Origin of the sequence: Sphingomonas sp. Leaf38 (genome assembly GCF_001421825.1) — a bacterium.
Taxonomy (GTDB): domain Bacteria; phylum Pseudomonadota; class Alphaproteobacteria; order Sphingomonadales; family Sphingomonadaceae; genus Sphingomonas.
Genome location: NZ_LMLD01000009.1, coordinates 369,643 through 381,392 on the forward strand (window position 1 = coordinate 369,643; position 11,750 = coordinate 381,392).

Consider the following 11,750-nt stretch of genomic DNA (forward strand, 5'->3'; position numbering starts at 1 on the left):
GCTCAATGGTCCCGACGGGTCCCGAGCGATTGCCCGACGAGCGAGAAAAAGGCCTGGCCGGACGCGCTTGCGGCGACGTTCCATTCGGGATGCCATTGCACCGCCAGAACGTCGCCGCCGCACGGCCGCGCAGAGAACGCCTCGACCAGACCGTCCGACGTCGCCCGCGCCTCGATGCTGAGCCCGGATCCCAGCCGGTCGATCCCCTGGCGATGCACCGAGGTGACCGACAGGCTGCGCCGTGCCGTGACCGTCGCGAGCATCCCACCCGCCTGAAGGTCGACGTCGTGGACATGGTCGAACAGCGTTTCATACGCAGTCGCGTCTTCGGTGGCGCGGTGGTGTCCGGCGTTGAGCGTATCGGTCAGCGTTCCGCCGAACAGCACGTTGAGTTCCTGCAATCCGCGACAGATCCCGAACACCGGCCGCCCGGCTTCGATCATCCGCCCCGCCAGCTCCATCGCCACCGCATCGCGGTCGAGATCGAGCGCATCACCCGCCGCATCGGTTTTGCCATAGCGAGCGCCGGCGACGTTGGATCGCGATCCGGTCATCAGCAGCGCGTCGAGCCGCCCCGCCAGCGCGCGCGTGTCCATTGCGTCCGCGACGGCGGGCACCAGAAGCACGGTCGCGCCGGCATACCGGACCAGCGGCTCGACGAACCGCGTCGCGACCGCCTGGATCGGGCGATCGGTGATCTCGTTACAGCATAATACGCCGATCACCGGCTTGATCGGCCCGTCATCGCTCCGGCAGCACGCAAACCGCATCATCCGTGCCCGATGTCGTTCGTCCATCGCCTCTGCATCGACCCCGCCTTTCGCCATCAATATCTATCAATCGCATGGGATATTGGAGCGTTTTAACCTTTGGCCCGCGCAAAAATTGATTGTTCGTGCCGTGACGACGGCGCGTCGCAAGGGCTTGGTCAAATAAGTTAGGGGTTTGCCGACGATCCGGATGGATTTCGGGTTCGGGGGTAGATACAGTAGGACGTGCAGCGGACCCGGCTTAAGATTGATGGCGGGGGTCTGACGATGGCGGGGGTGCCGAAGTCGCAAGGTCGTCGCGCGCCTCAGCCTCGAAGGCCAGCACGACGTCACGTTCGTCGCTACGACCCGTCTTGCCCTCACCGGCTGCCACGCGCATCCTACGACCGCAGACGATCGCCGTATCACCGCAGCGCTATCGACCTATATCGACGCGCATCGCGAAATCTCGGCAGAAGTACGCAAATGTTTCGCACATCGCTAGCGACACCCGGTAGCGGAACGGCCAAGGTACGGGCCGACATCGCATATCGTCCGGGGGAATGATGATGCAGTCAGTTTTGCCAGCGTCACGATCGCACTGCTGCTGTAATCGGTGGCAACGCCGGTAGCGCAACGTGGCGCCTCCGTGTCGGGCGCCGTCGCAAATCCATTTCGACGGTATCGCCGTCAGCGACGGGAACGGCCACGGCCAGGTCGACGGCTGTCCGAACGAGAGCGGCGCGGCCGCGATCAACGCCGGGCTCGACATGGTCATATATTCTTGCAGCGGCTGGAAGCCGCTCGATGCCAACACGCTCAGACAGGCGCAGTCGGGCGAGATCCCCGCCGCGCGCCTCGACGACGCGGTCCGCAGAATCCTGTGCTTGAAGATCCACGCGGGCAGTTTCGATCGCGGTCGCGCGTCGTCGCGCGCGCTCGTGGGCAAGATGACCCTGATCGGTGCCGCCGGCCACCGCGCAATTGCCCGGCGCGCCGTTCGCGAATCGATGGTGTTGCTCAAGAACGAAGGCGGGTTTCTCCCGCCGAAACCGTCGGCCACCATCCCCGTCGCGGGTGGCAACACGGGCAATATCCCGCGACAGGCCGGTCGCGATCGGCATGGTCTGCACCGACGGCAAGCCGGTCACCGTCCCGATCACCAGGACACTCGCTACGGCCAAGGCCGGCGACTGGCGGCAGGTGATCGTCCCGCGGCAATGCTTCGTCAAGCGCGGCATCGAAATGGCGCAGGTCACCGCGCCCGCTCGACGTCGTCGCGGTCGTGCTTCGACCCTGACGCCCAGAACGCTTCGGGCCCGAGGCGCCCCTAAGCGCCTCGGGCCCGATCAGATCTCGTCGGGACTGCTGTCGCTCAGCTGTGCAGCGACCGGCGGAACGTCTCGGGCAGGAACACCAGCCCGACCAGCGCGGTCACCGCGCAGGCGAGGATCGGATACCAGAGCCCGTAATAGATGTCCCCGGTTGCCGCGACCATCGCGAACGCCGCGGTCGGCAGGAACCCGCCGAACCAGCCGTTGCCGATATGATAGGGCAGCGACATCGACGTGTAGCGGATCTTGGTCGGGAACAGCTCGACCAGCAGCGCCGCGATCGGCCCGTAGACCATCGTCACGTACAGCACGAGGATGACGAGGATCGCGATGACCAGCGGCTTGTTGATCTGCGCCGGATCCGCCTTTTCGGGGTAGCCGACCGCGGTCAGTGCGGTCTTCACCTCGGTACCGAACGCCTTGATCGCCGCGGCCTTGTCAGGGCCCGACACGACCGCCGGGTTGACGACCGGGATCGTCGCGCCACCGATATGGATTTGCGCGACGGTGCCGGCAGGCGCGATGACGTTGGCATAGGAGATGCCCGCCTTCGCCAGATACGCCTTGGCGATGTCGCACGAGCTGCTGTCGAACTTGTTCTTGCCGACCGGATCGAACTGGACCGAGCATTCGTCGGGATTGGCGACGACGCTCACCGGCGAATTGGCCTGCGCCGCATAGAGTGCTGGGTTAGCCGCCTTCGACAGTGCGTGGAACAGCGGCATGTAGGTCAGCGCGGCGAGCGCACAGCCGGTCAGGATGATCCACTTGCGCCCGACCTTGTCGGACAGCCAGCCGAAGAAAATGAACGCCGGCGTCGCGATCAGCAGCGCGATCGCGATCAGGATGTTGGTGGTCGGCCCGTCAACGCGCAGGTTCTTCTCGAGGAAGAACAACGCGTAGAACTGGCTGGTGTAGAACACGACGCCCTGACCGACGACCGCCCCGAACAGCGCGATCAGCACGATCTTCAAATTGCTCCACTGCCCGAACGCTTCGGTCAGCGGTGCCTTCGACGTCTTGCCCTCGTCCTTCATCTTCTGGAACACCGGGCTCTCTTCGAGCTGCATGCGGATCCACAGCGACACCGCGAGCAGCGCGATCGAGACGATGAACGGGATCCGCCAGCCCCAGGCGGCGAACGCCTCTTCGCCGACCAGCGTGCGCACGCCGATCACGATCAGCAGCGCCGCGAACAACCCGAGCGACGCGGTGGTCTGGATGAAGCTGGTGAACAGCCCGCGCTTCCTGTCGGGCGCATGCTCGGCGACATAGGTCGCGGCACCACCATATTCGCCGCCGAGCGCGAGGCCCTGCAACAGCCGCAGCACGACCAGTGCGATCGGCGCAGCAACGCCGACCGACGCGTAGCTCGGCAGCAGGCCGACCAGGAACGTCGACAGACCCATGATCGCCATCGTCACGAGGAACGTGTTCTTGCGCCCGACGACATCGCCGATCCGCCCGAACACGAGTGCGCCGAACGGCCGCACCGCAAACCCGGCCGCGAACGCCGCGAGCGCGAAGATGAACCCGGTCGTCTCGTTGACGCCCGAGAAGAACTGCGCGGTGATGATCGTCGCGAGCAGGCCGTAGAGATAGAAATCATACCATTCGAACACCGCGCCCAGCGACGACGCGATGATGATCAGCGGCTGGCTCTGCTTCACGTGACCAAGGGGCGAAGCATCCCCTGTTGTCGTCGCCATGGCGGTATCCTCTCAGATAGATGGGTGGGGATTCTGCAGCGTTGGGCCGTCAGAACCCGTATTTGAATGCGAATTCGAGGCGGTCGAGCGCGCCGGTGTCACCCGAGACCAGCTCGCGGACGGCGTGGCGATATTCCACGCCGATGTCGAAGCCTTTGCCCGGCGACCAGAACAGGTTGCCAGCACCTCCATAGGACTTGGCACTGGCCAACCCCGTGACGATCACGCCGGCCGGATAATCAGCGGACTGGTAGCTGCCCATGAGCGTCGAGTGGATCGCATCGGTCCAGCCGATCCTCAGCGCCGCGAAGCCCGCGAAATTGTCGATCCGCTCGAGCTGCGTTGCGGTGCCGCCGAAGATCGCGTCGGGGACGTATCCCAATCCTAGATACCGGCCGATGCCCTGCCCGTAGGTCGCCATGAAGCGCAGGTCGTGACGCTTGCCGATCGGAATCTTGCCCGACCCCGAAACACCCCACCCGAAGGCGGTATCGCCGCTGCCCAGCGTATCGATGCGCAGTTCGCGCGCGACACCCGCCAGCGCGAAATCGCCGAATGTCGATTTCCAGTTCAACCGCGCCACCACGTCGGGCAGGCGGTCGTCGTCCGTATCGACCAGTGCCGCGTTGGCCGGCAGCGCCGTTTCCGTTTCGGGGTTTTCGGCCGCGACCTGCAACGTCAGCCCGGATCGCAAGGGGATGGAATAGCGGACCATCGCCTGCCGGTTGAACACGGTGCCGTCCAGCGGTCCGACGAAGTCCGTCGTCTCCGGCAGCACGCCGATGTTCTGGAAAGTCGACCATTCCTGCCCGACCAGCAGGTTGCCATATTCGATAAAGCCGCGGCGGAAGGTCGGCGTATAGGGATTGGTCGCACGCTGCGCGCCGACCGGTGCCGTCGCGAGCGCGAAATCGAACTCCACCAGCGTCTTGATGTCGGTGCCGTTCATCGGGGTCGCGGTGCTGAACTGCAGGCGGGTCTGACGCGCGGACAGCAACAGGTCCTGGCTGGAGAACCCGCCGCCGACCGGAATTTGCTGCGGCAGGAAGAACTCCTTGCCCAGTCCACCGACCGCGACCTCGCCATCGCTGTAACGGCTGGCAATGACGTTGAGACGAACGAAGCCGCCCAGCTTGACCGTCGTGTTGCCGACGCGAAAACCGTCGGTCGGTGCCGAATTTGCCGCGACAGGCTTGGCCTGCGTCACATTGGTCGCGCCGGGCGATCTGCCTGGCGACGCGGGTGCCGCGCTCATCGAAGACGCGGTCATGGGATTGGTGTTCATGGGAGCCGGGTTCGTGGACGTCGGGGCGATCGGCGTCGCAGCCGTCGCGCGCGCCGCGGTCAACTCGCCGCGCAGATCCTGCACCGCCGCTTCGAGCGCCTTCAACCGCGTCTCGAGCTCGATCTCGCGCGCCGTCTGGGCCTGTGCCATGCCCGGTACCAGCGCGGTACTGCCAAGCAATGCCGTGAAAGCCAGTCGCGTCCTGAACGCCATCCGTGTCATCCCCGTCTCCGTGCTCTTCCACTGGTCTTGCGCGTGGAATAAGCGTTGTGATCATGGCGCACCGCGCGCGCCTGGCCATCCCTGACTTTGGTGCGGGATGATCTGCCCGACACGACCGCGTATAGCGCGGCAAAAGGAGAGCCAGATGACCGAGGCAAGCTATCCCGTCCCCGCGGAATGGGCGAAGGACGCCCTGATCGACGCCGCCGCCTATGACCGGATGTATGCCGAGGCCGCGACCGATCCCGACGCGTTCTGGGCCAAGGAAGCCAAGCGCCTCGACTGGATCGTCGCCCCGACCAAGATCAAGGACACGTCGTTCGACGAGAGCGATTTCCGCATCCGCTGGTTTGCGGACGGCCAGCTCAACGTCGCCGCCAACTGCGTCGATCGCCACGCCGACGCCCGCCCCGACGCGACCGCGATCCTCTGGGAAGGCGACAACCCGGACGAATCCCGCAAGATCAGCTATGCCGAGCTGCGCGACGAGGTCTCGAAGCTTGCCAACTGCCTGAAGTCACGCGGCGTCAAAAAGGGTGACCGCGTCACGATCTACCTGCCGATGATTCCCGAGGCGGCGTTCGCGATGCTCGCCTGCGCGCGGATCGGCGCGATCCACTCGGTCGTCTTCGGCGGCTTCTCGCCCGAGAGCCTGTGCAACCGCATCCACGACTGCGACAGCCGTGTCGTCATCACCGCCGACGAAGGCCTGCGCGGGGGCAAGACCGTGCCGCTCAAGGCCAATGTCGACGCCGCGCTCGACCACGGCGATCTCGGCGTCGAGGCGGTCATCGTCGTCCGCCGCACCGGTGGCACGGTCACGATGACCGAAGGCCGCGACTGCTGGTATCACGACTGCGTCGCCGACCAGTCGACCGACTGCGCGCCCGAACCGATGAACGCCGAGGACCCGCTGTTCATCCTCTACACCAGCGGCTCAACCGGCCAGCCCAAGGGCGTGCTCCACACCAGCGGCGGCTATCTGGTCTGGGCGTCGATGACCCACGAATACGTCTTCAACTACCGACCGGGTGAGATCTTCTGGTGCGCCGCCGACGTCGGCTGGGTCACCGGCCACACCTATTCGCTCTACGGAGCGCTCGCGAACGGCGCGACGACGGTGATGTTCGAGGGCGTGCCCAACTATCCCGATCACAGCCGCTTCTGGCAGATCGTCGACAAATACCAGGTCAACATCCTCTACACCGCGCCGACCGCACTGCGGTCGCTGATGCGCGAGGGCGACGACTGGGTGACCCGCACCAGCCGCAAGTCGCTCCGCCTGCTCGGTTCGGTCGGCGAACCGATCAATCCGGAGGCGTGGAACTGGTATCACAATGTCGTCGGGGACGGCCGCTGCCCGATCGTCGATACCTGGTGGCAGACAGAAACCGGCGGCCACATGATCAGCCCCCTCCCCGGCGCGACCGCGCTGAAACCCGGCAGCGCAACGAAGCCGCTGTTCGGCGTTATGCCCGAGCTGGTCGATGCGGACGGCAAGGTCCTCGACGGAGCGGTCGAGGGCAATCTCGTCATCGCCGACAGCTGGCCCGGCCAGATGCGCACCGTGTGGAACGATCACGATCGCTTCTTCCAGACCTATTTCTCGACCTATCCCGGCAAGTATTTCACCGGCGACGGCTGCCGTCGTGACGAAGACGGCTATTACTGGATCACCGGCCGCGTCGACGACGTCATCAACGTCAGCGGCCACCGGATGGGCACCGCCGAGGTCGAGAGCGCGCTCGTCGCGCATTCGAAGGTCGCCGAAGCCGCGGTCGTCGGCATGCCGCACGATCTGAAGGGGCAGGGCATCTACGCGTATGTGACGCTCAACGCGAACGCCGAGCCGAGCGCGGACCTCCGCAAGGAACTCGTCCAGTGGGTCCGCCGCGAGATCGGCCCGATCGCGACGCCGGATATCCTCCAGTTCGCGCCCGCGCTCCCCAAGACGCGCTCGGGCAAGATCATGCGCCGCATCCTGCGCAAGATCGCGGAGAACCAGCTCGACCAGCTCGGCGACACCTCGACGCTCGCCGATCCCGCGGTGGTCGACGCCTTGATCGCAGGCCGCGAGGAGGCCACACTCGTCCCGGCATGACCCGCACAATCCTCATCGCGGACGATCACCCGCTGTTCCGCCAGGCGCTCAAGCTGGCGGTCAGCCGCGCCGCGCCCGACGCGGAGGTGATCGAGGCGGGGCAGCTGTGCGAGGCGGTGGACGCGGTGCGCACGGCGGCGCGGCTGGACCTGATCCTGCTCGACCTGCGGATGCCGGGGTCGGAAGGGTTCGCAGGCGTCGCGCTGCTTAATGCCGAACGGCCCGATACGCCGATCCTGGTGATCTCCTCGGCAGACGCGGCCGAAGCGGCACCGCGTGCGCGGGCTTATGGTGCTGTGGGTTTCGTTTCGAAAACCGCAGACCTCGCAACGCTGGAAGACGCCGTCGCTCGCGCACTGGCCGGCGACCGCGACGCGCCGATCGAGGGCACGCCGGTCGACGACATGGCCGCGCGCGTCGCGAGCCTGACGCCGACCGAACTGAGGGTCCTGCTCGGCGTGCTCGCCGGTCGCCTGAACAAGCAGGTGGCGTTCGATCTCGGCATCTCCGAAGGTACGGTAAAGGGCCACATGACCGCGATCCTGCGCAAGCTCGGGGTGCAGAACCGGACTCAGGCGGTGCTGGCGGCGCGGGCGATGGACATCCACTTCGCGGATTAAAAGCGCTCCACCCGCACCCTGTCCGTCATCCTGACGAAAGTCAGGACCTGGCGCCACACTCGCTGAGGGCGGTATCCTGGATCCTGATTTCCGTCAGGATGACGTGTCGGATCGCCCCCGCACGACCCTTCCCTGCCAGGAGGAGTCGGCGCCGGAGGCGTCGGAGGGGGGGAGGATACGCAACGGCCGTTTCCCTTTCCGCCCCTCCGTCAGGCATACGCCTGCCACATCCCCCCGGCGGGGGAGGATCGCAGGTTCAACTCCCCCGCGCCGCCGCAGCCGCCGCCGCATTCTCGATGAACCGCCACAAATCCGCCGGCACCACCGGCTTCGTCAGCACCACCAGCGCAGTGCATCGCGGATCATCCGCAATGCCGCGGTCCGCGGTCACCAGCGCGATTGTCGGCGCGGGCGTCATCGCCTGCAACCGCGCGATCACGTCCAGCCCGTCGTCCGCCTCGTCGAGATGATAGTCGACCAGCGCGACATCGGGCTCCTCGTCCGCCGCCAGCTCGAGCGCCGCGGCGATCGTCCGCGCCAGTAGCGGCACGCACCGCCGCGCACGCAACGCCGCGTCGAGCGCCGCCAATATCGTCACGTCATTGTCGAGGCATAGCACGCGCAGGCCCGGCATTAGCGCGCGTGTGGCGGTCGGCGTCGGCAGCGGTACGTCAAGCCCCGCAGGCGCAATCGGCACGCGCACTGCAAATGTCGTCCCTTGCCCCGGCGCCGACCGCAATTCCACGGCCGCCCCCAGCAAGCGCGCGATCCGCCGGACGATCGCTAGTCCCAGACCGACACCGCCACCCGCGCTCCCCTTGCTTTCGAGCCGCTCGAACTCCTCGAAGATCCGCTCGCGGTCCGCCGCGGCGATGCCGGGCCCGTTGTCACGCACCTCGATCAACACATCATCGCCCCGCCGCCGCGCACCGATCCAGATCCGCCCGTCTGCGGAATAGCGCACCGCGTTCGACAGGAAGTTCTGCAGGATCGACCGCAGCAGCGAGCGATCGGTCGCGACGCTGAACGAACCGGGATGCGACGCCAGTACCAGTCCCCGCTCGCCTGCAAGCGGCCGGAACTGCGTCGCCAGTTCCTCGATCAGCGAGCCGAGCGCAAACCGCTCGACCTTAGGCACCACGCCTCCCGCATCGAGCCGCGACACGTCGAGCAGCGCGCGCAACAACGTGTCCGCCGATCCGATCGCGCCGTCGATCGCGCGCACCAGCTCCGCCTGATGCGGCGCCTTGCCCTCGTCGAGCGCCGCGCAGAACAGCCGCGCGGCATGCAATGGCTGCAGCAGATCGTGGCTCGCCGCCGCCAGGAAGCGCGTCTTGTCGCGCGTCGCGGTCTCCGCCACCGCGCGCGCCTCGCCGAGCATCGCGTTCGACTGCGCCAAATCCTGAGTCCGCGCTGCCACCCGCGCCTCGAGATCGGCCTGCGCCGCTTTCTCCGCGGTGATGTCGGTGAAGCTCTGCACGTACCCGCCGCCCGGCATCGGCCGCCCGACCATCTTGATCCACCGCCCCGACGGCCGTTGCCGCTCGAAACTATGCGGCGTTCCGCGCGCAAGATGCCCCATCCGCCGACCGACATGCGCCGCGATGTCGCCGACCCCCTCGCGCTCGGCATTGTAGCGGATCAGGTCGGCGATCGAGCGCCCGACCACGACATAGCCCTCGGGATAGTCGAACATCTCGACATAACGCGGATTCCACGCGACCAGCCGCAGGTCCGCATCGATCACGCTGACCCCCGGATCGATCGTCTCCAGCGTCGCCGAAAGCAGCGTCCGCGAGAACCGCAGCGAGCGCCCGCGCTGGTCGAGCAGCCGGACCACGTCGCTGACGTCGATCGCCGATCCGGCAATGCTCGACGCGACGATCTTGCGCGCCGAGGGTGCGCCGATCACGCCCGCGATCAACCGCTCGGCGGTGCGCGCCGCGGGTCCGTCGATCGGTGCGCGCAGATCGGGTGACGCCACGCCTATCGCCTCCGCCTCGCCTTCGCCGACGAACCGCGCGACCAGCATCCGCAACTCGCCGAGCGTGGTGACATGGTCGAGCGCGCTGTTCCCGCGATGCCGTTCGATCACATGCAGCCCGGCCATCAGCGTGACGTTGACGCCCAGGCTCCACACCGTGCCGTTGACCAAAGGCGAGCCGATCCGCCAGCCAAGCAACGCGTCGGGATCGAGCCACCCTTGCGTGAAGTGCGCCAGGGCCGGACCGACGCCCTCGCCGATCGACGGCAGCAACAGGCAGTAGATCCAGACGACCACGCCACCGATCAGCCCGGCGCGCGCCGCGCTATGGTTGGCGAAGTTCCACCCGACCGTCGCGATCAGCGCAGGCGCGAACTGCGCGACGCCCGCAAACGCGATCAGCCCGATCGACGCCAGCGGCAGGTCCGCGCCGAGGCTGCGGCCATACACCAGCGCGACCGCGACGATCGCCGCGATAATGACGCGCCGCACGCGCAGCATCCGCCGGCCCAGCTCGCCCTCGCCCGCCTCGCCGTGCCGCCGGAGCAGCATAGGCGCGAGCAGGTCGTTGGCCGCCATCGTCGACAGCGCGATCGTCTCGACCACCACCATCGCCGTCGCCGCCGAGAACCCGCCGAGGAACGCGAGCAGCGCGACCAGATTTTCGCCACGCTGCAACGGCACCGTCAGCACGTAGAGATCGGGCTCGGCATCGCCCGGCAACAGCGTCATCCCCGCCAGCGCCAGCGGCAGCACCAGCAGCGATATTGCAACCATGTAGGCGATGAACGGCCAGCGCCCCCGCGCCACCGCGTCGGGCCCGCGCGCCTCGATCACGCCCACATAGAATTGCCGCGGCAGGCACAGGATCGCGAGCGCCGACAACAATGTCCGCACCCAGAAGTCGGACGTCAGCGCGCCCCAGGTGAAACCGGACCGAAGTCTGGCCAAAGGTGCCGCCAGCGTCGCGGCGGGCACGTCGACGAGTATCGCCAACGTCACCACGCCGAGCACGACGAAGCAGAGCAGCTTGATCAGCGATTCCGCCGCGATCGCCGCCACCACGCCCGGGTTGCGCCCCGCCACCTCGTACCGTCGCGCACCGAACAGGATCGCGAACACCGCCAGCAGCAACGCGACGAAGGTGCCGACCTCCGCCGAACTCCCGACGCCCGCGATCGCGCCGAAGCTGAGCGTGACCGAGCGCAACTGGAGCGCGATATAGGGCACCGACGCGAGCAACGCCGTCCCCGCGACGATCGCCGCGGTTCCCCGGCTGCGCCCATAGCGCGCGGAGACGAAGTCCGAGATCGAGCTCGACCCCTCCTCGCGCGCCAGCCGGACCAGCCGCGCAAGGAACTTGGGCGCCAGCAGGAACACCAGCGCCGGCCCGAGATAGATGGCGAGATAGTCCCAGCCACGCGTCGCCGCGGTGCCGACCCCGCCAAAGAACGTCCAGCTGCTGCAATAGACCGCCAGCGACAGCGGATATGCGATCTGTCCGAGGCGCCGCGACAGGCCCCGCCGGTCCACCACCCACGCAATCCCGAACAGCGTCGCGCCGTACCCGAGAATGGCGAAGATGATCATCGGACGGGTGATGGAGGCGCTCCGGTCTGGCGCCGCAGCGCAGGGTAGCGGAAGACATAGCGCCAATCCGGGCGGGCCGCGACCATGCGATGCGCGACGCCAGGCCGGAGTCGATTGTCGAGCCGGGTCGAGACGGTCCCCGCTTAGCCTATGCCA

The 11,750-nt window shown here is 67.1% G+C and carries 6 protein-coding genes and 2 pseudogenes; 4 read left to right on the plus strand and 4 right to left on the minus strand.

Annotation, left to right across the window (positions count from 1 at the left end):
- Positions 1 to 2 precede the first annotated feature (2 nt).
- Positions 3 to 797 (minus strand): gamma-glutamyl-gamma-aminobutyrate hydrolase family protein, encoded by a 795-nt coding sequence (locus tag ASE88_RS03980; protein WP_321163395.1) that lies wholly within the window; start codon positions 795 to 797, stop codon positions 3 to 5.
- Positions 798 to 1,414: 617 nt separating this feature from the next.
- Between ASE88_RS03980 and ASE88_RS19365 the strand changes: the two are divergent.
- Together ASE88_RS19365 and ASE88_RS19830 are read left to right on the plus strand one after the other, a co-directional pair.
- A pseudogene (locus ASE88_RS19365) lies at positions 1,415 to 1,861 on the plus strand (glycoside hydrolase family 3 N-terminal domain-containing protein); the annotation flags it as partial.
- A gap of 10 nt (positions 1,862 to 1,871) precedes the next feature.
- Positions 1,872 to 1,958: pseudogene (locus tag ASE88_RS19830) on the plus strand (hypothetical protein); the annotation flags it as partial.
- Positions 1,959 to 2,124: 166 nt separating this feature from the next.
- Here the strand turns inward: ASE88_RS19830 and ASE88_RS03990 are convergent.
- Both ASE88_RS03990 and ASE88_RS03995 read right to left on the minus strand, forming a co-directional pair.
- Positions 2,125 to 3,792, minus strand: coding sequence for an MFS transporter (locus ASE88_RS03990; RefSeq protein WP_056475616.1), 1,668 nt, complete (start codon positions 3,790 to 3,792; stop codon positions 2,125 to 2,127).
- 49 nt (positions 3,793 to 3,841) lie between these two features.
- Positions 3,842 to 5,299: a DcaP family trimeric outer membrane transporter gene (locus tag ASE88_RS03995; RefSeq protein WP_056475619.1), complete on the minus strand. Its 1,458-nt coding sequence runs from the start codon at positions 5,297 to 5,299 to the stop codon at positions 3,842 to 3,844.
- A gap of 145 nt (positions 5,300 to 5,444) precedes the next feature.
- On the opposite strand from ASE88_RS03995, the gene acs reads away from it, so the two are divergent.
- Positions 5,445 to 7,400, plus strand: coding sequence for an acetate--CoA ligase (gene acs, locus ASE88_RS04000; RefSeq protein WP_056475621.1), 1,956 nt, complete (start codon positions 5,445 to 5,447; stop codon positions 7,398 to 7,400).
- A complete protein-coding gene (locus tag ASE88_RS04005) occupies positions 7,397 to 8,020 on the plus strand; it encodes a response regulator transcription factor (protein ID WP_056475624.1) in 624 nt (207 codons plus the stop codon). Before acs ends, ASE88_RS04005 begins: the two co-directional genes overlap by 4 nt.
- A 256-nt stretch (positions 8,021 to 8,276) precedes the next feature.
- Here the strand turns inward: ASE88_RS04005 and ASE88_RS04010 are convergent, their stop codons facing one another.
- Positions 8,277 to 11,594 carry a PAS-domain containing protein gene (locus ASE88_RS04010; RefSeq protein WP_056475626.1) on the minus strand — a complete coding sequence of 1,106 codons (3,318 nt, stop codon included), beginning with the start codon at positions 11,592 to 11,594 and terminating at the stop codon, positions 8,277 to 8,279.
- Between the last annotated feature and the right edge of the window lie 156 nt (positions 11,595 to 11,750).